This is a genomic window from Citreicoccus inhibens, from assembly GCF_019039035.1.
Lineage (GTDB): Bacteria > Myxococcota > Myxococcia > Myxococcales > Myxococcaceae > Citreicoccus > Citreicoccus inhibens.
The window spans coordinates 107,425-129,522 of sequence record NZ_JAHNZT010000005.1 but is presented as its reverse complement, the minus strand read 5'-3'; the positions used below and the strand labels follow the sequence as shown (position 1 = coordinate 129,522).

General features: G+C 70.2%; 17 protein-coding genes. 7 read left to right on the top strand and 10 right to left on the bottom strand.

Going from position 1 to position 22,098, the window contains the following annotated elements:
- The first annotated feature begins 66 nt into the window (after positions 1–66).
- On the top strand, positions 67–2,484 hold the full coding sequence (locus KRR26_RS08895; protein ID WP_217079604.1) for a S8 family peptidase: 2,418 nt from the start codon (positions 67–69) through the stop codon (positions 2,482–2,484).
- Positions 2,485–2,490: 6 nt separating this feature from the next.
- On the opposite strand, the gene KRR26_RS08890 is transcribed toward KRR26_RS08895, so the two are convergent.
- Genes KRR26_RS08890 through KRR26_RS08880 form a run of 3 tightly spaced genes read right to left on the bottom strand, consistent with a single transcriptional unit; the run spans position 2,491 to position 6,105 of the window.
- Positions 2,491–3,498, bottom strand: coding sequence for a hypothetical protein (locus tag KRR26_RS08890; RefSeq protein ID WP_217079603.1), 1,008 nt, complete (start codon positions 3,496–3,498; stop codon positions 2,491–2,493).
- 30 nt (positions 3,499–3,528) lie between these two features.
- Positions 3,529–4,074 (bottom strand): hypothetical protein, encoded by a 546-nt coding sequence (locus KRR26_RS08885; protein WP_120207436.1) that lies wholly within the window; start codon positions 4,072–4,074, stop codon positions 3,529–3,531.
- Between the two features lie 36 nt (positions 4,075–4,110).
- Entirely contained in the window at positions 4,111–6,105 is a 1,995-nt protein-coding gene (locus KRR26_RS08880; protein ID WP_217079602.1) for a S9 family peptidase, read from the bottom strand.
- 312 nt (positions 6,106–6,417) lie between these two features.
- On the opposite strand from KRR26_RS08880, the gene KRR26_RS08875 reads away from it, so the two are divergent.
- The 4 genes from KRR26_RS08875 (at position 6,418) to KRR26_RS08860 (ending at position 9,630) form a co-directional block, all read left to right on the top strand.
- Positions 6,418–7,914, top strand: a complete 1,497-nt coding sequence (locus KRR26_RS08875) for a DUF4397 domain-containing protein (protein ID WP_158611513.1) — start codon at positions 6,418–6,420, stop codon at positions 7,912–7,914.
- Positions 7,915–7,995: 81 nt separating this feature from the next.
- Positions 7,996–8,634 (top strand): DNA-3-methyladenine glycosylase I, encoded by a 639-nt coding sequence (locus KRR26_RS08870; protein WP_217079601.1) that lies wholly within the window; start codon positions 7,996–7,998, stop codon positions 8,632–8,634.
- Positions 8,635–8,735: 101 nt separating this feature from the next.
- Positions 8,736–9,167: a nuclear transport factor 2 family protein gene (locus KRR26_RS08865; RefSeq protein WP_120207428.1), complete on the top strand. Its 432-nt coding sequence runs from the start codon at positions 8,736–8,738 to the stop codon at positions 9,165–9,167.
- Between the two features lie 124 nt (positions 9,168–9,291).
- Positions 9,292–9,630, top strand: a complete 339-nt coding sequence (locus tag KRR26_RS08860) for a hypothetical protein (RefSeq protein ID WP_120207426.1) — start codon at positions 9,292–9,294, stop codon at positions 9,628–9,630.
- 151 nt (positions 9,631–9,781) lie between these two features.
- On the opposite strand, the gene KRR26_RS08855 is transcribed toward KRR26_RS08860, so the two are convergent.
- The 7 genes from KRR26_RS08855 to KRR26_RS08825 form a co-directional block, all read right to left on the bottom strand.
- The gene (locus KRR26_RS08855; RefSeq protein WP_217079600.1) at positions 9,782–13,393 is read right to left on the bottom strand and encodes an ABC transporter permease/M1 family aminopeptidase; all 3,612 of its coding nucleotides are present in this window, start codon (positions 13,391–13,393) and stop codon (positions 9,782–9,784) included.
- Positions 13,390–14,301 (bottom strand): ABC transporter ATP-binding protein, encoded by a 912-nt coding sequence (locus tag KRR26_RS08850; protein WP_217079599.1) that lies wholly within the window; start codon positions 14,299–14,301, stop codon positions 13,390–13,392. The genes KRR26_RS08855 and KRR26_RS08850 overlap by 4 nt, the downstream gene beginning before the upstream one ends.
- A 47-nt stretch (positions 14,302–14,348) precedes the next feature.
- Positions 14,349–15,680 carry a homoserine dehydrogenase gene (locus KRR26_RS08845; protein WP_199723823.1) on the bottom strand — a complete coding sequence of 444 codons (1,332 nt, stop codon included), beginning with the start codon at positions 15,678–15,680 and terminating at the stop codon, positions 14,349–14,351.
- A 50-nt stretch (positions 15,681–15,730) separates the two neighbouring features.
- The gene (locus tag KRR26_RS08840; protein ID WP_120207420.1) at positions 15,731–16,090 is read right to left on the bottom strand and encodes a hypothetical protein; all 360 of its coding nucleotides are present in this window, start codon (positions 16,088–16,090) and stop codon (positions 15,731–15,733) included.
- Positions 16,091–16,304: 214 nt separating this feature from the next.
- Entirely contained in the window at positions 16,305–17,849 is a 1,545-nt protein-coding gene (locus tag KRR26_RS08835) for a M4 family metallopeptidase (RefSeq protein WP_217079598.1), read from the bottom strand.
- A gap of 112 nt (positions 17,850–17,961) precedes the next feature.
- Positions 17,962–19,758: an amidase gene (locus KRR26_RS08830; RefSeq protein ID WP_217079597.1), complete on the bottom strand. Its 1,797-nt coding sequence runs from the start codon at positions 19,756–19,758 to the stop codon at positions 17,962–17,964.
- 53 nt (positions 19,759–19,811) lie between these two features.
- On the bottom strand, positions 19,812–20,531 hold the full coding sequence (locus KRR26_RS08825; RefSeq protein WP_120207414.1) for a sterol desaturase family protein: 720 nt from the start codon (positions 20,529–20,531) through the stop codon (positions 19,812–19,814).
- Positions 20,532–20,643: 112 nt separating this feature from the next.
- On the opposite strand from KRR26_RS08825, the gene KRR26_RS08820 reads away from it, so the two are divergent.
- Both KRR26_RS08820 and KRR26_RS08815 read left to right on the top strand, forming a co-directional pair.
- On the top strand, positions 20,644–21,492 hold the full coding sequence (locus tag KRR26_RS08820; RefSeq protein WP_233577176.1) for a hypothetical protein: 849 nt from the start codon (positions 20,644–20,646) through the stop codon (positions 21,490–21,492).
- 70 nt (positions 21,493–21,562) lie between these two features.
- Positions 21,563–22,096: a hypothetical protein gene (locus KRR26_RS08815; protein WP_217079596.1), complete on the top strand. Its 534-nt coding sequence runs from the start codon at positions 21,563–21,565 to the stop codon at positions 22,094–22,096.
- Positions 22,097–22,098: the final 2 nt, after the last annotated feature.

Here is a 22,098-nt window from a genome sequence, read left to right as displayed (position 1 = left end):
GCCTGGACGCGCGCGCCTGCGCGGCTCTAGCGTCCGCGCGACTTCCACCTGTCCAAGGACCTCTTCATGATTCGCCGTCTTGCCATCCTGGCGCTGCTGGCATGCGCAGGCTGCCCCTCCACCGAGGAACCCACACAACCCGACCCCACCACGGGGACCGTGCAGGGCACGCTGACGCCCTTCCGCTCGGGCGCCGCGAGCGCCGCGGTGGTGTCGCCTCGCCTTCCCGCGTCCGAGCTTCGCGACCTGACGGGCGCCGTTCACCGCGCCGTCGCCGCCCGCGAGGTGACCCACGCCTCGCCTCCGCCCCAGGACTCGCTCATCCCGGGCGAGGTCATCGTCCGCTTCGATGAGGCCAACCTGTCGAAGGACGCGGCGCTCGAGCGGGCGCGCATGCCCGGCTACCGCGCGACGCACCTGGGCTTCATCAGCGAGTACCTCCACGTGCTGCGCTATTCGCCGGACGTGGTGCAGGCCCAGTCCGGCGCGGCGCCCGTGCGCGCGCTGGCGCGGGACGAGCACGAGGGCATCGTGAAGCAGCTCTCGGTGACGCCCGGCGTTCGCTACGCGGAGAGCAACCTGAAGGTGACGTCCTTCGCGGTGCCGGATGACCCCTACTACGCGCGCCAGTGGCACTACGCGAACATGAACCTGCCGGCCGCGTGGGACATCACCACGGGCATCGACTCCATGGTGGTGGCAGTGGTGGACACCGGCATCACCAAGCACCCGGACCTGGACGCGCGCATCCTGCCGGGCATCGACCTCATCTCCAGCGCCAGCGCCGCCGGTGACGGAGACGGCCCGGACAACGACCCCACGGACATGGGCAACGACGGCCCGAGCGGCAGCTCTTCCTTCCACGGCACGCACGTGGCGGGGACCATCGGCGCCGTGTCCAACAACAAGCTGGGCGTGGCGGGTGTCACCTGGAAGGGCAAGGTGCTCCCCGTGCGCGTGCTGGGCACCAACGGCGGCACGCTGGCGGACATCGCGGCGGGCATGAACTGGGCCACGGGCGGCACCGTGCCCGGCGTGCGCGCGAACACCACGCCCGCGCGCGTGGTCAACCTGAGCCTGGGCGGCACGGGCTCCGCGCCGCAGTCCGTGCAGGACATCGTCAACACCGCGGTCAACACGCGCAACGCCATCTTCGTCATCGCCGCGGGCAACGAGAACGTGAACGCCTCGGGCACGTTCCCCTGCAACATGCAGAACGTCATCTGCGTGGGCGCGGTGCGCTTCGACGGCCGGCGCGCCAGCTACTCCAACTTCGGCTCGGTGGTGGATGTCATGGCCACCGGTGGCCAGACGAGCGAGGACCGCAACGGCGACGGCTTCCCGGACGGCGTGCTGTCCACCCTGCCGGACAGCAACAGGCAGCCCTCATACGGCTTCTACAACGGCACCAGCATGGCCGCGCCGCACGTGGCCGGAGTCGTGGCGCTGATGCTCGCCGTCAACCCCGCGCTCACCGCCACGGAGGTGGAGAACATCCTCAAGGACACGGCCGATACGACCAGCCAGTGCGCCGAGGGCTGTGGCGCGGGACTCGTCAACGCGCAGGCCGCCGTGCTGCGGGCCAAGGGCGGCGGTGACCCCAATGCTCCGCCCAAGCTGGCCATCAGCACCACGCAGCTCTCCTTCACCGGAGGCGGCACGCAGCAACTCGCCGTGCGCAACACGGGCGGCGGCAAGCTCCAGGTGGGCATCACCGTCGCGGGCACGCAGTCCTCGGCGGTGTCCGTCTCCTCCAACTCGGTGTCCGTGGACGCCTACAAGTCGACGCTGGTGTCCGTCACCGTCAAGCAGGGCTCGCTGCCCGTGGGCGACTACGTGGCCCAGCTCACCCTCACCGCGAGCCCGGGAGGCACCGCCAACGTGCTGGTGAAGTTCAAGGTGGGCAGCCTGCAGGACAAGGACGCGCTCATCGCGTTCGCCTACCAGGACAAGACCGGAGCGTGGCAGGTAGACAAGGACGCCGTGCTCCTGGTGCCCGCGACGGGCGGCTACCACTACAGCGCCAAGCTCACGCCCCACACGTACTACGCGCTGGCGACCATCGACGAGGACGGCGACGGCGAGCTCTTCGAGGACGGCGAGCGCGTGGGCTACTGGCGCGATGCCACCGAGTTCGAGTCCTTCGATGTGAAGACGGGCATCACGGTGCAGGACATCAGCTTCTCGCTCGCCCCGGGCGAGTCCTCCGACCCCGAGCCCACGTCGTTGGTCGGTCAGCCGTGCACGAAGGACAGCCAGTGCGGCACGGGTGGCATCTGCGCCACCAACTACCCGAGCGGCTACTGCACCCTGAGCTGCGTGTCGTCGAGCTGCCCGTCCGGCTCCAAGTGCTACGCCACCAGCGATGTCGCCAACGCGTACTGCTTCGCCACGTGCAGCGGCATCGGCACCCAGGGCTCTTGCCGCACCGGCTACATCTGCGCGCCGGACAACGCGGGCAACGGCGCCTGCGTTCCGCAGTAGCGCGGCTCAGGGCCTCGGCTCGCTCCGCTGGGAGCGGGCCGGGAGCCCCTCGGCGATGACCGCGCAGCCCATCTGCTGGGTGACGGGGTCGAGGACGTGACAGCGCTCGGGCGCGGCGCAGTCCGCGTCCCGAGAGCACGGGCGCAGGCAGTAGCCGCTGCGCTCGTCGCAGGACAGGCCCTTCGGGCAGGCGTGGCTCGCGTCGCAGCGGGCGCGACACTCGAAGGCCTGCGTCTCCAGGCTCGGCTCGGCGAAGCCCCGCAGACAGTCCTGCCCCTCGGCGCAGGACTCGCCGCCGAGACAGTCCGGGCCCACGAAGCGGTGACAGAGGGGGATGCCGCCCTCGCTCACCGACTCGCAACGCGTCCCGCGTGGACACGGCTGCTCGCGACACGAAGCCACGCAGGCGCCTGTCACGCGAAATGCTCCGGGCGCGCACTCCCAACCCGGCGGACACGCATCCGGCGCGCGCACCGTGCACGGCGTTCCACAGCGCTCCCACACGCAGGCAAGCCCCGGCTGACACGCCTCCTCGGGTGACATCGCGGACAGGGTGCAGGACTCGCCCGCGCGGCGCTTTCCATCCTCCTGACACCGGCGCACCGCGGCGCCCGAGGCCGACGTCCCCTCGGCGTGGCATACCTGCCCCGTCGCGCAGTCGCGCGCGCGCTCGCACAGGTTGGTGCGGCGCTCACACGCGCGATGACCGAAGAGCGGGTGCGTCACGCACAGCGCGCCCCCGGGACAGTCCGCGTCGGACGCGCAGTCATCGCGGCACTCGAGCGAGCCCGCGTCATCCGGCGCGCAACGCTCGGGGACATTCGGCAGGCGGACGCCATCGCTGAGCGTGACGTCACGCGACGGTTTGGCGTCCGGGAAGGACCGGAGCAGCGGCTCCGGGAGGACGGGCTGAAGGCGCAACGGCGGCGGAGGCCGGCCCAGCCAGATGCCCACCCCCACCGCCACGGCGGCGGCGGTGAGGGCGATGCCAATCGACAGCGTGCGAGGGTTCACCCGCGCGGCCTCCCCGACGCGACGCGAGAACTACAGCGCCAACAACAGCACCGCGGCCTGCTCGGCGATGGGAGCGGCCAGGAACTCCTCCGGCAGCGAGATTTCGCTCTCCGGAACGGTGAGGCTGTCGCAGCTGCGGCGCCCCTCGTAGACGCGCCCCGCCTCCTTCGCCTTCAGCGTGTAGGTGCAGTCGCGCACATACACGCGCAGCCCGTCCGGGGACAGCCGCAGCTCCGCGGGGCGCCCCGCGAAGCCACCTTCCGCCACCAGCGCCGCGCCTTCGCGCTTCACCTTCAGGTTCACCGTCTGCACACCCACCACGCCCGTCACGGTGGTGTCGGTGAGGGTGAGGTGCACGTCGCCCAGGACGGTGCGCCCCCGGAGCACGCCCGGCTTGCGAGCGAGCTGGAACTCCGGGCCGGAGATCGCATCCTGCGTCAGCACCAGGTTCCAGGACTCCCGGGCGATGTGCAGCCCGATGGCATCCGGACGGCTGGCGGCCAAGGCCACCCCGGCGCCCACCAGCACTCCCAGGATTCCCACGCCTCGGCGCAACGGCCGCATGACACGCTTCATGGCTGCCCTCCTCTGGGACGCGAAGCCCTCTACGGCTCAGCGCCCCTCTTTCTTCCCGGGTGCCTCGTCCGCCCCCAGATACTTCTCGAAGAACATCGCGGCCGTCACCTGCGCGAAGTCGCGGTTCTCCTTCTTCTGGAAGCCGTGGCCTTCATCCGTAGCCAGCAGATACCAAACGTCCGAGCCCTTCGCGCGTACCGCCTGGACGATCTGCTCGGCCTCGGACTGGGGCACGCGCGGGTCGTTGGCGCCCTGCTGGACATAGAGCGCCGCGCGAATCTTCTGCACCGACCCCAGCGGGGAGATGCGCTCCTGCACCTGGCGCACGGCCGGGTCGCGCTCGTCACCATACTCCGCGCGTCGCAGGTCCCGCCGGTAGGCCTGGGTGCTCTGGAGGAACGACGGCAGCGAGGAGATGCCCACCACGTCCACCGCCGCGCGCACGCGCTCGGGGAAGAAGGCCACGGTGGCCAGCGTCATGTAGCCGCCATATGAGCCGCCGTAGACGCCCACCCGCGCGGCATCCAGGTCCGGGCGCGTGCCAACGAAGTCCAGCGTCGCGCCGATGTCCGCCAGGCTCTGCTCGCGCTTCACGCCGTCATCCATGGCGCGGTAGGCCTTCCCGTAGCCGTCCGAACCCCGCACGTTGGGCACCAGCACCGCCATGCCCAGCTCGGTCGCCAGCAATTGAATGAAGGTGCTGAAGCCCGGCACGCTCTGGCCCTCCGGACCGCCGTGGAAGAGCACCACCACGGGCAGCTTTCCGGCGGCGCCTCGCGGCTTGTAGAGGAAGGCCGGCACCCGCACGCTATCCGTGGACGGATAGCGCACCAGCTCGGGCTCCACGAAGGTCTCCGCATCCAACCCGCCGACCTCGGAGCGAGTCCACCGCGTCGTCTTGCGCGCGCGCAGGTCGACCGAGAAGACATCCAAGGGCACGCGCGCGGACATCAGCGAGAAGAACACCGCATCCGAGCGCGACGCGGGGAACAACACGTCGCCCATCACGCCGCGCGGCAACTCCACCGGAGCCAGGGCCTGAGTGCGCGTGTCGAGCAGGTACAGGCGGCTGTACCCATCCTCGTTGACGTGCACCGCCAACCGGCGCCCGTCCGCGGACAGCGAGACATCCTTCACGTTCCAGTGCAGCGAAGAGGTCAACGCGCGGGGCGCCGCGGTGCCGGGCGCCTGGGACAGCTCCACGCGGTATAGCTCGGCGAAGTCGCTGTAGCGGTCCGTCACCAGGTACACGGCCTTGCCGTCCTGGGAGAACACGGCGCTGTCCACGCTGCCTTTGTCCTCCTTCGGGGTGAGCGGGCGGCGCTCGCCCGTCTTCACGTCCACCACGTGCAGGTCCGCGTCATCCGCGGCGCGGTACTGCCGCACGAGCAGCCTCGAGCCATCGCGCGAGAACTCCATCGGCGTCCAGTTGCCCTCGGCCTCCGTCACGCGCCGGGCCTGCGTGGGCGCCGCCGTGGGCGCGACGTACACGTCCGTGTCCTTGCCGTTGCGGCCCGTGCCGCCATACGCCAGCCAGCGACCATCCGGCGACACGCGCAGCGACTCGTGCCGGCTCTTGCCGTCGGTCAACCGCTCGGAGCGGCCCGTGTGGCGATCCAACCGGAACACCTGGAAGAACTCTCCGCCGCCCTGGTCCTGCAAGAAGAAGAGGACCTGCGGGTTGCCGGGCAGGAACTTCGCCTGATTGATGGGCTCGCGCGCGAAGGTGAGCTGCGTGCGCATGCCCAACGGCTGCTCCACCCCGTGCAACTGGTTGGTGTCCGCGAAGCGCGTGCTGATGAGCACCTGCTTGCCGTCGCCCGTCACGTCCAGCAGCGACGCGGCGCGGGACTCCAGAAACTGGCGCGCGCGCTGGGACAGCTCAGGCGGGACGGGCGGGACCTGACTCACCCACAGGTTGGGCTGGCCAGGCAGCGGGGCAATGCCCGCCACGCCCGAGGGAGAGGACGAAGGCGCGGGCGGCGCGGCGAACAGGAGGGCGAGGAGAGGGAGGGCTCCAAGGGTCATCATGGTTCCACCAAACCTACCAGAGCGGCTTCGGTGTCTCGGACATGTCCGGTCTCAAGCCTCGAACCGGGCCTCGACGCCGGGGCGAGCAGGTGAGCCTGCCCGCCCACACGCATCGCCCGGGCCGGCCGGCACGCCCCGCGCGGCCGCCACGAGTTCGCGCCCTTGCGACGTTCACTCGCGCACAACGCCCTGAGTCGCCGGTCAACCCTCCCCACCGGGACGCCTTCGGAGGCGCGCCGCGCCTGCCTAGCGTCCTGGGACCGAGGCACGTCGCGCCCGTGCGCGATGTCCTCCAGAAGAGGGGGACGGAGCATGAACCGCACGCGCTGCTGGAAGGCCCTGCTCGTCACGGTGCAGGTGGGCTTGATGGTGCTCGTGGCTGGCTGCAACCGGACCGAGGTCGCCGAGGCGCCCCCCCCGCCCCCGCCGCCCATCCCGGAGCGCCCGCTCGTCCCCGCCCAGATTCGCGTGCTCCACGCCTCGCCGGACGCGCCGCCCGTGGATGTCTATGTCGAGGGCAGCACGCGCCCGTTGGCCGTGCGCGTCGCGTATGGCTCGACGACGACCTACGCCACCTTGCCTCCCGGCGACATCACCGTGGAGCTGCGCGCCTCGGGCTCGGCCGCGACCACGGCGCCGCTGCTCACCACGCACGTCACGCTGGAGCAGGAAGCGCGATGGACGGTGGTGGTCGCGGGCCTGTTCGCCGGGCATGACCCGGCCTCCGTCTTCCGCGCGCTGTCCCTGCGCGAACCCCCGCGCGACGCGGTCGCTCCCGACCAGGCGCAGGTCCGGCTGGTGAACGCGGGCGTGGACGCCCCCACGCTCGGCTTCGACGTGGGCGACGACGGCACCGTGGACACCGAGCTGCTGGAGCGCTTCGCGAGCACGGGCGATGCGACGGGGGACGTTCCGGCGGGTGAGCCGCTCCAGCTCGGCGTGGTGTTGGGGACGAACGCCGAGCACGTGACGTCCTTCACCCTGCCACCGCTCGTGGCCGGCACCCAGACGCTCATCGTCGCCACGGGCCTGATGACCGAGCCCGCGCGCGCCGGCAACGGCTTCTCGCTGCTCATGGCGGGCCGCGATGGAACGCTCGCCATCCTGCGACAGAACCCCGTGGTGTACGCGGTGCACGCCTCGCCGGATGCGCCGACGATGGAGCTGTTCGCCGGAGCGCGGGCCCTCTTCGCCCCACTGTCCTTCGGCACGATGTCCGGCCCGGTGCAGGTTCCGCCCGGCGAGTACACGCTCGATGCCTTCGGCGTGACGCTGGACCACGTGCGTCCCGCGGGCGCGCCCGCCGCGTCGTCTCGCACGCCGGAGCTGGTGGCTGGCGAGCGCTACCTGCTCGTCGCGTCGGGCTACCTCGCGCCGCCCACGCCACAGTCCCCGGCCTTCACGCTGCTGCCCTTCGCCGAGGGCTTCTCCCACGACTCCAGCAATGTCCTCGTGCGGCTCGTGCACGCGGCGCCGAGCAGCCCCGCAGTGGACGTGGGCCTCGTGGGGCCGGAGCAGCGCGTCCTCCAGGATGCGCCCTTCGTCGATCAATCCTTCGGCGGCGCGTCCGCGGCCTCGGGACTGCCGCTGCCTCCGGACAACCTGCTGCTGGGCGTGACGCCCTCCTCCGAGGCCAACCGCTACCCGCGCGCCCGCTTCCACCTCGACTCGGGCACGCGGGTGGGCCAGCGCCTGTTCGCCGTGGCCGCCAATCCGCCGGGCGGCTCGGACGCGTGGAGCCTGCGCCTGCTGCTGGTGGACACCGCGCCCACGCCGTGGACGCTCGGCGCGCTGCTCCCGGAGAAGTAGCGACGCGCGACGAAGCCCCCGCCCTGGCGCGCCTGTGGAACAATCCGCGCGCGACGCGGCACGACGCATCAGGAGCGGGGAATGAGCGGGACGGAGCAGGAGGGAGTGCGGGGAGCGGATGGACAGGTGCGCTGCGGCTGGGCCGGCATCGCCCCGGAGCTGGAGCCGTATCACGACACGGAGTGGGGCTTCCCCGTCGTGGACGACACGCGCCTCTTCGAGAAGCTCTGCCTGGAGGGGTTCCAGTCCGGGCTGAGCTGGCTGACCATCCTTCGCAAGCGCGAGGCCTTCCGCGAGGCCTTCGAGGGCTTCGACTCCGAGAAGGTCGCGCGCTTCACCCCGAAGCACGTGGAGAAGCTCCTGGGCAACGCCGGCATCATCCGGCACCGGGGCAAGATTGAGTCCGCCATCCACAACGCGAAGCAGGTGCGCGCGCTGCGCGATGAGTTCGGCTCGCTCGCGGCCTACTTCTGGCGCTTCGAGCCCGGGCCGCAATCGCGCCCCGCGCGCATGACCCGCGCCGTCGCCGCCTCGCTCACCCAGACCCCCGAGTCGCAGGCCTTGGCCAAGGACCTCAAGAAGCGCGGCTGGACCTTCGTGGGGCCCACCACCGTGTATGCCTTCATGCAGGCGATGGGGCTCGTGAACGACCACCTGGACGCCTGCTGCGTCCGCGCCGAGGCGGAGCGCCGTCGCGACCGACTGAAGCGTCCGAAGTGACCCCCTCCCGGTGTCAAGGCGGAGCCCCATGCTTCGCGCGGGTCACCGCCATTCGAGCGGCATCCCGCCAGGGCTTCGCATCGCGCCGCTAGATTCGCGGCATGAACCGCCCCCTCCTCCTGCTGAGTCTGCTGTTCACCGCCCCCGTGCTGGCTGAGAGTGCCGAGGAGAAAGCCATCCTCCAGGTCGAGCGCGACTGGTGCGCCGCCGCGCTCCGAGGAGATGCCGCGGCGCTCGACCAGCTCCTGCTCGACGACTACACGCTCACCGGCTCCACCGGCGTCGTCACCACCAAGGCCAACGACGTCGCCGAGGCGAAGCAGGGCGACCCCCAATACGAGGTCTTCGAGAATCGGGACATGAAGGTGCGCGTGCATGGCGACACCGCCGTCGTCACGGGCCGCACCGTCGTGAAGGGTGTCTCCGGGGGCAAACCCTTCAGCGCGGAGTTCCAGTTCACCGACACGCTCGCCAAGGTGAAGGGACGGTGGCGCCCGCTGGCGGGCCACGTGTCCCGCCTCACGAAGTCGTGACGGGAACACGCCACGAAATTCGTGGTGACACTTCAGCTGGCGCCCGGTGTTGCACGGCCCAAAGGGCGCCGGCCGGTGCGCCCTCGCGCACCCCGGGCCCACACTCCGGCGGCGCCCCACCGGCATGCGACAGGTATTCAAGGACCCATCCTACGAAGCCGCGTGGCAGCGCTATCGCTGGCGCGCCCTCGCGCACCTTGGCGCCCTCCTGGGGGGATTCCTCTCCGCCGCGCTGCTGGCGGTCATGCGAGGCGCCGTCCTGGGAGGCCCGGTCGCCGGGCTCAAGTACCTGGGCCTCTCGTGGTTCATCACGCTGCCCATCACCTCGTACCGGGTGGCGCGCTGGCCGTGTCCTCGCTGCGGACACCCCTTTCATCAACGCGGGGAGGTGGCCCTCTGCACAACCCCGAGCTGCCTCCACTGCGGGCTGCCCAAGTGGGCCGCGTCCGCTCACGCTCCATAGCGCTTCCATTGCCGCTTCTTGCTCTGAAGCGGCGAGATGACCGCAGGCCCGCCTCAACGAAGACAGCGGGGGTCCCTCACCACCGGCACAGACACGGGACCTCCGCGGCGACGCCATGAACGCGTTGGGACAACGACCCTCGAGCACTCGCCTAGAGTTTCAGGAGGGCTTGCGCGCGTCGGAGCTGGAGCACGCGCACGTCGGGGTCGACCAGAATCTGCTCGGGCTTGAAGTCCGAGCGCAGCGTCACCTCGACCTGCTCATCCGGGCCCAGCACCCGCGTCTCGCGCGCGTCGCGATAGTCGGGCGAGGGCTGCACCGGGCCCGTCGCGTCGTCGCGCTCGGGGAAGCGCTCGCCCTTCGCCACGGCGATCTCCACGGGCATGCGGCCCGTGCCCGTGTTGCGCACCACCACCTTCGTCACCCACTTCGCGCCGTCCGCCGTCACGCGCGGCTCGGACAGGTGGTACTCGGGCACCGACACCTGGAAGAACCACTGCTGCGCGAAGGCGTCGAACGCGGCGGCGTCCGGCGCGAAGGGCCGCAGCTCCGCCAGGAAGTCCTGCAGCACGGGGTGGTCCTCGTCGGGGATGTAGTGGCGCAGGAACGCCTGGAGCCCCGCCTGCATGGCGGGCCGGCCCATCAGGTCCTCCAGCATCCAGAACGTCCACCCCCCCTTGTCATAGAGGACGGTGTTGTCGCCCTCGCGCGAGTCATCCAGCTTCACCAGCGGCTGCTCTCCGTCCACGCGGCGGCTCTTCCCGTAGCGATCTTCCAACCGGCGCGCTGTCTCCATCCGCTCGTAGGAGCCCTCCAGCTGTTCAATCAACCGGAGCGCCGAGTAATGGGACATGCCCTCCGACAACACGTTGCCGCCGGGCCCCTTGCCCGGGATGAGCAGGTTGCCCCACCACTGGTGCGCCGCCTCGTGCGCCGTGACGAGCAGCACCGCGTCCGCGCGCGGTGAGGCGCGGGCGAGGAAGCCAATGGACTCCGAGAAGGTGATGTTGGTGGGAAAGCCTTGCGCGTAGGTGGCGATGCCCGGGAACTCCGAGAGCTTCAGCTCCTTCCACGGATAGGGATAGAACCATTCGGAGTAATACTTCCGCGCCGCGTCCAGTCCTCGCACCATGCGCGCCACGTTGTAGCCGTGCGCGGGGTGGTGGAAGACGACGGTGCCGTCTCCCTTCGCCGCGCTCCAGCGGCCCGCGACGATGTTGAACATGCTCACCGGCTGGTCGCTCGTCCACACCATCACGCGCCGCCCGTCCTTCACGTCATCCGAGGTCAGCGTGCCCACCGAGTTGAAGGTGTACTCCGCCGGGCCAGTGATTTGGATGCGCGTGGTGAAAGGCTTTCCCGTGCCCCACCCCGCTGTCGTCAGCCCCTCGTAGAAGTGGTCCGAGTAGACGCGCGGCTCGTACTGGTTCTCCTTCTTGTCCACGCCCACCGTCTCCAAGTACCCCACCACGGGCGCGAAGGTCGGGAACTCGCTGGTGAGCACCACCCCCGAGGGCAGGATGAACTCGCTGCGCTCACCGCCGTTGCGCGACACGCCCTGAGGGAAGACGCCGTGGAACTCGAAGCCCACCTTCGTCGTCGCGCCCGTCGCCAGGGGGTGCGCGGGCGTGAAGACGTACAAGCGAGAGCGGTCCTCCGGCGTCGCCTCCTGGCCCTCCACCGTCCAGCGCACGTCCTGCCAGTGGTCACCTCCTGAGAGGGCAAAGCGCTCCAGCGGCTGCGCGTGCCGGTTGATGAGGGTGTAGGTCCCGCGCGTGCGCAGCGCGCCCGACGCGGGCTCCAGGTCCACGGACAGCTCCACGTCCACGAGGGCCGGCTGCGGCGCGTCCTTCCACGTGGCCAGGTTCTTCTGCCAGTACTCCTTCGCGCGCTTCTTCGCCGCGTCGCCCTCGAAGCCCTCGCCCACGCGCAGGCCCAGCAACAGCAGCACCGCGCCGGGGAACACCGCGAACGGCGCCAGCCGACGCGCACCGCGCAACAGCCCCGAGGGACGCACCTGCTCGAGCAGACTCACGGAGTCCCGCGCGCGCCGCGCATCCAACCGAACCGCCAGCGCGGTGAAGAACACCGCCATCCCGAGCGCGGCCAGCCGGTTGAGCACCACCGCGGGCCGGTCCAGCTCCAGCGGCCCCATGTCCGACCAGCGCACCGTGCTCCACATGGGCCAGTTGGTCACCCACGTCAGCTTCTCGCGCGCCGCGCCGAAGCCGGTGAGCCCCAGCGCGCCCAACGCGAGGCCATACGCCCCGAAGCGCCCACCCGCCAGCGCGCGCGCCGCCAGCACGAAGCTGGTCCACAACACGAAGGTGGGCACGAGCAGCAGGCCCCAGACCATGACGTAGGGCATGAGCGACAGCGACACCGTCCCCTGCACCCCCTGCACGACGACACCCGCGAGCGACAGGGCGCCCAGCATCGCCACGCCCACCACGCTGTTGGCGATCGCCTTGCCCGCGAGCACGGACAGCGTGCGCACCGGCGTGGCCGAGTGAATGGGAGAGAAGCCACTGGCCGCCTCCCGCTCCAGGGACTCCACCGTGTAGAACAGGAGCAGCAAGCACACGAGCACCGTCGCCTCGTTCGACATCCGCAGCGCGAAGCGTCCGGGCGTCAGCAGGAGTGGCGTGTCGAAGGGCCCCACCGCGCTCAGCGCGGTCACCACCGTCTGGAAGAGGATGATGGGCACGAACAGGTACAGGCCCGGCTGGGACAACAGGCCTCGGACCTCCGCTCGCGCGACATGCCACATCCCCAGCAGGATGCTCGGAGGCCGCGCGCCCATGCCCAGCGACGCGAGCGGCGCGCCTTCAACCCGCCCCGCCGCGCCATGCCGCGCCGAGCCCGTCAGCGCCTCGGCTTGAGCCAGTCGCGGCACGCGCACCGCCACCTGACCTCGGAGCGCGCGCGCGAAGTGCCGCTGACTCCACGCCACCGCGCCCAGCCCCAACCCCACGAGCACCCCGCGGCTGATGACGAAGAGCGCGTCCAGGCCCACCGGCTGCGTGTTGTAGAAGTCCACGCCCCGGTCCACCTTGAGCCACGTCTCGGAGAGCCAGCGGAAGCCCGCCGGCTCCACGGCCATGAGGACGCGATTGATGCGCGGATCCAACCACCCGGGCGACCAATCCCAGAGGAAGAAGATGCAGAGGAAGAACAGGCCCACCGGCAGGAAGTAGACGAGCACCGGCCGCCGCGTGGCCTCGCCCATCGCGAACGCCGCCCCCGTCATCACCACGAGCAGCGGCAGCCCGAACCACAACACCGGGCGCAGGTACGCGGACAGGATGAACGGGCCGCGGAACTCGGCGGCCTCGCCCGCGGGCACCACGTGGTGGAAGAACATCAGGAAGCCCACCGTGGCGCAGAGCGACACCGCGTAGGCAAGCACCACCGCGAGGAACTTGCCCCACACGTACTCGCCCGGCGTGAGCGGGGAGCTGTGCAGCAGCGGCTGCACGCGCGCCTCTTCATCCGAGATGACGCTCATGCCCGCGCCCACGGACACGAAGAAGGACTGCAGGAGGAAGGTGAGGAAGACGACCATCTGCGAGACGGCGAACTCGCTCGTGGCCCACGCCTTCTTGCCGCCCACCTGGCTCGCGCCCGAGTCGATGGTCACGTTGCCCGAGGACACGCCCCACACCACCAGGAAGGCGAGGACGATGAGGATCCAGTACAGCGGGCGCCGCATCTGATGGCCCAGCTCCGTGCGCAGCACGGTGCCCAGGCGGGAGCGATTCATCGCGCCACCTCCAGCGCCGCGGGAGCGGGGGACTCGGCGGGCACGTCGCGCATGAGCAGGTGGTACGCGTCCTCCAGCGTGGGCGGCACGTGCTCGAAGCCCGCGGGCACAGCGCCGGAGGGCGCGTGGATGCGCACGCGGTTCCTCCCCTCGAAGAGGACCGCCTGGGTGATGCGGTGCGCCTGCTGGAAGGCGGCCATCTGGGCGGGCGGCACCGAGCCCTCGAAGAGCGTGCCCTGGATGGCGGCCTTCGCCTCGGTGGGGCTGGTGATGGCCACCACGCGGCCCGCGCGGATGACGGCGAAGCGCGGGCACAGCATGGCCACGTCCTCGACGATGTGCGTGGACAACAGCACGGTGCGCTCGCTGGCGACCTCCGCGAGCAGCCGGTAGAAGCGCAGGCGCTCCTCGGGGTCCAGTCCCGCGGTGGGCTCATCCACGATGATGAGCTTGGGGTTGCCCGCCAGCGCCTGCGCGATTCCCAGCCGCTGCCGCATGCCGCCCGAGTACTCCTTCACCTTGCGCTTCGCCGCGAACGTGAGGTTCACGCGCTCCAGCAGCTCGGCGCACAGCGTGGGCAGGCCCTGCGGCGCACTGACGCCCTTGAGGCGCAGCAGGTACAGCAGCATGTCCTGGCCGGAGAGGTACGGATAGAAGCCGAACTCCTGCGGCAGGTAGCCCAGGTGCGGGCGGAGCTGCTCGGGGTGACGCACCAGGTCCATCCCCTCCAGCGTCACCTCACCGGAGGTGGGCTCCAGCAAGCCCGCCAGAATCTTCATCAGCGTGGACTTGCCCGCCCCGTTCGGCCCCAGCAGCCCGAACATTCCCCGCGGTATCTCCAGGTCCACGCCCCGCAGCGCCGCCACGGGCCCCGGATACACCTTCACCAGATTGCGCAAAGTGAGCATGAAGCCCACTACGCTTGGCGGCGGGTTTCATTTCCACCCAGGCAGGCTCAGCTCAGCTCTTCCAAGCGGATCCGCACCACGCTGCCCGCCACGGTGGGCAAGGCCTCGATGGCGGCCAGCGCGGCCACCACGTGCTTCTCCTGCGTGCGGTGCGTGAGCAGGAGGATGTCCGCCTGCGGCTCTCCCGCGCGCGGCTCCTTCTGAATCATCGCGGCGATGGAGATGCCGCGGTCCGCCAGGATGCGCGTGATGTCCGCCACCACGCCGGGGCGGTCCTCCACGCGCAGCCGCAGGTAGTAGCTGGTGGTGGTCTCACCCAGGGGGAGGAAGGGCACGTCGGACAGGCGGTCCGGCTGGAACGCCAGATGCGGCACCCGCTGCTCGGGGTCGGCGGTGTGCATGCGGGTGACGTCCACCAGGTCCGCAATCACGGCGCTCGCGGTGGGCTCCGCGCCCGCGCCCGGGCCGTAATGCAGTGTGGCCCCCACCGCGTCGCCCTTCACCAGCACCGCGTTCATCGCGCCCTCCACGTTGGCGATGAGGCGCCGCGTGGGGATGAGCGTGGGGTGCACGCGCAGCTCGATGCCCGCGGGCGTGCGGCGGGTGATGCCCAACAGCTTGATGCGGTAGCCGAACTCCTCCGCGTAGCGGATGTCCTCGCGCGTGAGGTGCGAGATGCCCTCGGCGTAGGCGCGGTCGAACTGCATGGGCACGCCGAACGCGATGGACGCCATGATGGTGAGCTTGTGCGCCGCGTCAATCCCCTCCACGTCGAAGGTGGGGTCCGCCTCCGCGTAGCCCAGCGACTGCGCCTCCTTCAGCACCGTCTCGAAGGACGCGCCGCGCGCGCGCATCTCGGAGAGGATGAAGTTGGATGTGCCGTTGATGATGCCGGCGATCCACTCGATGCGATTGGCCGACAGGCCCTCGCGCAGCGCCTTGATGATGGGGATGCCGCCGGCCACGGCCGCCTCGAAGGCCACCATCACGCCTCGGGCATGCGCCGCCGCGAAGATTTCATTGCCGTGCAAGGCGAGCAGCGCCTTGTTCGCCGTCACCACGTGCTTGCCCTGCGCGATGGCGGCCAGGACGTGCGTGCGCGCGGGCTCGATGCCGCCCATCGCCTCCACCACGATGTCCACGTCCGGATGCGCGATGACCACCGCGGGGTCCGCCGTCAGCTCCACCCCGGTGGCGCCGCGCGTCCCCGCCCGCGCCTTCTCCAGCGTGCGCGTGGCAATCCACGTGATGCGGATGGGGCGCCCCGCGCGACGGGTGATTTCCTCACCGTTGCGCTGGAGCACATCCCAGGTGCCCTTGCCCACCGTGCCAAAGCCCAGCAGGCCCACCTGGAGCGGCTTCATCTGTGTCGAGCTCATCGCGCCGTCATCCTCGCCGAAGTGGCCTCGCGCGACGAAGGCCCCCGCGCTCAGGGCGAGCGGGGTCGGGGATACCACCCCTGCGCGAACAGCCGAGCGTAGTAATGCCCCACCAGCTTCTGGATGGCGTTCACGCACGCCTCACGGCGGCGATCCGCCTCCGGCGCGTACGCGGCCAGGTCGTTGATGGAGCCCATGCCGCCGTGGAACATGCCCATCAGGCTCACGGCGTACTCGTACTTCGCATACTCCTCGGCCGAGTCGAACACGAGCCGCGCCTGCTCCGCGGTGTCATGGAAGGCCGTGGCCGGTGAGGGGTAGCGCTCCTCGAGTGCGGTGGCGAACGCGCGCATCGTGGTCAGCACGGAGGCCTGCAACGCAGTCTCGTTGGTCGCGGGGGACGACGACATTCCGCCATCATCGCGTGCCCAGGCCACTCCGGTGCAAGGAACATGAAGGATGTCCGCCACGGGTCGCTCGCCTCCCCCTCCCGGGAGTGTCTCCGCGGGGTGCTCAGAACCCGGGATACATCGTGCTCATGGCGTTACAGGACGGGTGTGAAACAACGGCCGGCCCATCCAGACGAGGATGGACCGGCCGAGTCTCCGAGCCGCGTGAGCGGGCTCAGTTCACGCTGACGGCGGTCCAGGCCGCGCCCACCGCGGTGTACTGGGTGCTGGGATTGCCGTAGAGGTCCTTGGCCGCGTTGAGCGTGGCCGTGCGCGCCGCCTTGTAGTTCGTCGAAGACGTCATGTAGACGGTCAGCGCGCGGTACCAGATCTTCGCGGCAGCGTCGCGGCCAATGCCGGCGACCGCCAGGCCGTTGCAGGTCGGGCTGACGGGGTTGCCCGCGGAGCCTTCCGCCAGCAGGTAGAAGAAGTGGTTGGCGACACCGCTGGAGTAGTGCACGTCCAGCGAGCCCACGGTGCTGGACCAGCAGTTGGCCGAGGAGCCGTCCGTGTTCGGCTTGTACATGTAGCGGAGCGCGTCGCCGGCCTTGGTCGGCGTGTAGATGACCTCGCCAATGAGGTAGTCACCCGGGTCGTTCGCGTTGTTGGCGTAGAACTCCACCATCGAGCCGAAGATGTCGCTGGTGGCCTCGTTCAGGCCGCCGGACTCACCGGAGTAGACGAGGCCCGCGGTGCGGCTCGTCACGCCGTGAGACATCTCGTGGCCGGCCACGTCGAGCGCGGTGAGGGGACGGAAGGTGGTGCCGTCACCGTCGCCGTACGTCATGCAGAAGCAGCTGTCCTGCCAGAACGCGTTGTTGTACTTCGTGCCGTAGTGCACGCGGCTGTAACCGGTGTTGCCGGCGTTATCGATGCCGTTCCGGTTGTGCACGTTCTTGTAATAGTCATACGTGACCTGCTGGCCGTAGTGCGCGTCCACGCCCGAGGACGCGGCGTCGCTCGTCGCGCCGTTGCCCCACACGTTGTCCGCGTCGGTGAACACCAGACCGGTCGCGTAGTTCATCGTGTAGAAGCCGTTGCCGCGCGTCACGTCGCGCATCTCGTAGCCACCGGAGATGGTGTTCGTCCCGATGCTCACGGTGCCCGAGTTGATGGACTTGCCCGTGCCCACCGCCGCGGTGGTCTCCACGCCTTCCCACGAGCCGCGCAGCTCGCCGGTGCGCGCGTCCACCAGCACGTGCAGCTCACTCGGCGTGCCGTCCGGGCGCACGCCCTCGAGCACCACCTCGTAGGACACCGCCGGCTTCAGGTCCGGGCGCGCGTCCACCATCAGCTCCGCGCTGGACGGGCCGCTGCGCTTGCCCACGAAGGCCTTCTCCGCGTACGTCGTCGCCGCGGCCGCATCCAGCACCGGCTTGGTCGACAGGCCCTTGAGCGACACATCCGAGGCCCACGTCACATCCGAGGCCAGCCCCGCGCCCCGGTTGTGGACCACCACGTCACCCCCCAGCACGCGCAGGCCGCCGAGGGTGCGGTCGAACCGCACGTGCTCCGCGCCGGTGTCGTCCACGAAGACGGTCCGCGTCACGAACTTCTCGGAGGCGTCGCTGCTCGCAACCAGCCCCATCGCCCGCGAGGCGATGACGGACTGCTGGGACGCGTCCATGACCTCACGCGAGTCATTGACGATCGCGTGATTCGAATCACCACAACCCCACAGCGCAAGCGTAGCGACAGCGGCCGGCAGCATTCGCTTCATTCGGTTTGCTCCTCCAGGGGTGAGTCGGCCGGCCTTATATTCATCAATTGCTCGACTTTAATAGATGACACGTTTTTCACGGTAAACAACCCTGGAGTCGGAAGCGCCCCGCTCAAAAGGCAGGCGGGCGTGCGTCCGCGACACCCGAGGCGCGCTCCAGGGCGATACCGACTCGCCCGAGCGTGCCCTCGTCGAAGAGTCGGCCAATCAACGTCACCCCGTGCGGAACGCGGCGCGGCGGCGCGAAGGATGGCAGGGGGCGTCGCGGGTTCGGCGCCCAGTCGCTGCGCGCGCGGGTGATGTCGACGAAGCCCGTGCGCACGGTCAGCGAGGGGTGACCGGTGAAGTTGGTGAGCGTGAGCATTTCGTCACGCAGCGAGGGCACGAGCAGCACGTCCACGTGAGACATGACGCGCGCCATCTCAGCGGCCATCTTGCGACGCAGTCGGTCCGCCTGAACGAAGTCCACGGCGGACAGGAAGCGCGCCTGGCGAAAGAGATTGGGCCACGCATCTGGCACCTGCATGGTCAACGCATCCACGCCGTGAGACAGCGTGAGGTCCTCGAAGGCCGCGGCGGCCTCGGCGAAGGTGATGACCTGGAGGGAGGAGTACGGCCAGTCCGGCAGGGACACCTCCACGGGCTCCAGGCCCTGCCCTCGCAGCGTCTCCAGCGCGGCGCGATCCACCTCGGTGGCGGGGCTCTGCTCCATCCACGCCGGCACGTAGCCCACGCGCAGGCCCTTCACCTTCGCGGTGGCGTCGAAGTCGAGCCTGGACGGCACGCTCGCCACGTCTCCCGCATCCGGCCCGGTGAGCGCGGAGAGGACGAGCAGCGTGTCCTCCACGCCGCGCGCCATGGGCCCCAGCTTGTCGAGCGACCAGCACAGCGTCATGGCCCCCGTGCGCGGCACGCGACCAAACGTGGGGCGCAGGCCCGTGACGCCGCAGCGCATGGACGGCGCGATGATGCTCCCGCCCGTCTCGCTGCCCAGCGCGAAGCCCACCAGTCCCGCCGCGGTGGCCGACCCAGGCCCCGCGCTGCTCCCGGACGAACCTTCTTCCAGACACCAGGGGTTCTTCGTCTCGCCTCCGAACCAGATGTCGTTGAGCGCGAGCGCCCCCAGGCTGAGCTTGGCGACGAGCACCGCGCCCGCGCGATGCAGTCGCTCGACCACGGTCGCATCGGCGGTGGGCACGCGGTTGCGGAAGGGCTCGGCGCCGTACGTCGTGGGGATGCCCGCGGTGTCCACCAGGTCCTTGGCTCCCCAGGGGATGCCATGCAGGGGGCCCCGGTACTTGCCCGCGGCCAGCTCCGCGTCCGCGCGGCGCGCCTGCGCGAGCGCCAGCTCCGGCGTCAGGGTGATGACACAGCGGAGCTGCGGGTCGAAGCGACGCAGGCGCTCCAGGTAGATGTTCGTGAGCCGCTCGGAGGACAGCACGCGCGACTCAATCCACCGCGAGAGCTGGGTGACGGGAGCATGGGCGATGTCCTCGTCACGCGCGGGCAGCGGCGTCGCCGTGGCGCGGCTCCGCACGAAGCGGTCTCGCGTGGGCCCCACGTTCGTGCTGCCCATCGCGGGGCTCCACTGCGACGCGGGCGCGAGCGACGGCTCCAGCGCCACCTTGCGAGGTCCGGTGCGGCGCTCCAGGAAGGGCGCCATCGACTCGCGCCAGTTGCCCACGGCCTGGGCACGCTCGGCGGGCGTGTAGTGCACCTGCGCCAGCTTCTCGGCCTCGGCGAAGGTGGCGGCGCTCACCTCGGGCCCCACGGTGGGGCCCGCGCCGAAGGTGGGCGGTGCGCCCGGCGGGGGAGACGAGCCCGCCTCGGTGGATGCGGCGGCGGGGACTGCGGTGGCGGCGAGCCCCAGGGCGGCATGGGTCAGGAACTGCCTGCGCGAGCTGGACATGGGCGTCCTTGCGGAGAAGAGGGGCCGCGAGTCTGCCATGCCCATCCAGGGGCTCAGTCCTGGTGCACATCCTTGAAGGCCAGCATCTCGGGGAGCCGCTGCTCGCGTGCATCGTCGAAGCCGCACGTGGCGTCCCAGCGCGGCGGGTTCTCATACGTGCCGAAGAGCATGTCCCACCACGGGATGTCGCCGTAGTTGTTGCGGTGCTTCCCATGCTCATGGTGGATGCGGTGCATCTCCGGGCGCTGAAAGAACCAGCCCACCCACTGCGGCGTGCGCACGTTGGTGTGGTAGAAGAACTCGCCCAGCGCGGTGCAGGCCGTGTAGACGGCGCCCGCCGCCGGGCTCAAGCCCAACACCGTGTAGACGAGCAGCCCGCCGATGATGCTGTTGACCGTCATCTCCAGCGGGTGCTTGTAGAAGCTGGTGATGACCTCCAGCCGCTGCGGGCTGTGATGAATCTGGTGGAACAGCCGCCACAGCACATCGTTCGTATGTCGCACGCGGTGCCACCAATAGAAGACAAACGTCGCGATGAAGTACGCCACGACCCCGCCCACGACGGGAGACACGTGCGCGGACAGGTGAAGGAGGGACCTCGCGGACAGCCATCGCTCCCACGTGAAGCCCGCCAGCACGACCACCGCCACCTGCACCAGGTTGATGGCCACCACACGCAGGTGCCAGCTACGCACACGAGGCAGCGTCCAGCCACGGAAGACGTGCTCGATGACGAAACAGACCCCGGCGATGGCGACAAGGATGGGCAACATGGGACCCCTCATGGATTGCGGCCCCGTCATGACTCCCGGGAACTCGCGTCGGTTCCAGCGGATGCCACAGACACTGTCACTTCGCCGCGGCTCGCTCCGGAGAGACCCTGGCATGCTGCCGTCCATGGCACGCCCCTCTGCTCTCTCCGCGCGGCTTGGCTACGTGGACACCCAGGCCACCTTCGTTCAGGCCGCCTTCCTCGCGGCCCATGGCGCCTGCGCGCGGGCCGGCGGGTTCCGCGTCTCGGACGTGCGCTTCTACTTCCTGCTGTTCACCAACTGGGCGGAGCACGACGTCACCCGCCCCTCGCAGGACATCGACCTCACGCAGGTGCGGCGCACGCTGGAGCGCCTGCGCCGCGCGGGCTACGCGGAGGCCAGCACCCGCATGAAGGACCGCGGCGTCGCGCGCGGCCAGCGCTACATCCTCACGGACGAGGGCCTCGCGCTGCTCGCGGAGGGGGTCGCCGCGAGAGACCGCGCGCCCCTGGAGGAGGCCCTGTTCGTCGTCTGCTTCGCGGCCAGCTATCGCGCCGCGGTGCTCTCACGCGTGGAGGGCCGAGCCCGCGCGCCGTCGCTCTCCGTCCGCCGCCGCGTGGAGCGGGCATTGGATCCACTGCGCCTCGTGCGCGAGGCCCACCGCACCGCGAGCGCCGTGCTGCAGGACCTGGAGGAGCGCGTGAGCGCGGGACTGAAGTACGAGTCGAGAACCCGAGATGCGCTCGCGCGCGGCATGCCCGAAGCGGACATCGCCCGCGAGTTGGAAGCCGCGGGCTCGTACCAACTCCACCGCGTGCGCCCGCTGGCCGAGCTGCTGCTCGCCCTTCCCGAGGACCTCCGCCACTTCGAGCTGACGCAGGGCATGGGCCTGCGCTCGCGGCTGCTCTTCTCCCCGCTCGCGGAGAGAGCGCGCGCGGAGCGGGACGTGCTGGCGAGGCTGGAGCGACACCTCGCGGGCTGAGCGGCGCGGCCGGGAAGATTCGGCCTCGCGCGCGTTCGGGAGACGCCACCCCGAAGTCGCGAGGAATGACATGAAGCCTGTCCTGATGACCGCCGCGCTCGCCGCCGTCCTCTGCACCACGTCCGCCCACGCCGACACGTTCCAAGGCTCCGTGCCGCTGCCGGCGCACTATGCCGGCAACATGCCGTCCAACGCGCTGCAGGTCATCTCGACCCAGCCGTACATCGCGCTCGATTGGAGCGGCTACACCGCGCCCGCCGGACAGAGCCTCTATGCGCGCCTGTGCATGTCCTATACAGACAGCGGCTCGCTCTCGGCGAACGAGGGCATCTGGGTCGCCATCATCCCGTACCTCTACACGGGCTCGAACGCGCACTACTGGCTCTTCAACACCACGGGCTCGTCCTCGACGGTGTCGAAGCAGGCGTGCTCCAACTACAGCGACAGCGGGGCCGTGGTGAACGGCTGGATTCCCACCAGCGCCTTGTCCTGCCAGTCCTCGCCGCTGAACGCGAGCTGCACGCTCAAGGCCTACGCGAACGCGAGCGCCGCCACGCTGCCCGTCACCATCAACTCCGTCTGGTTGGAGGTCGTCTCGCGCTGACG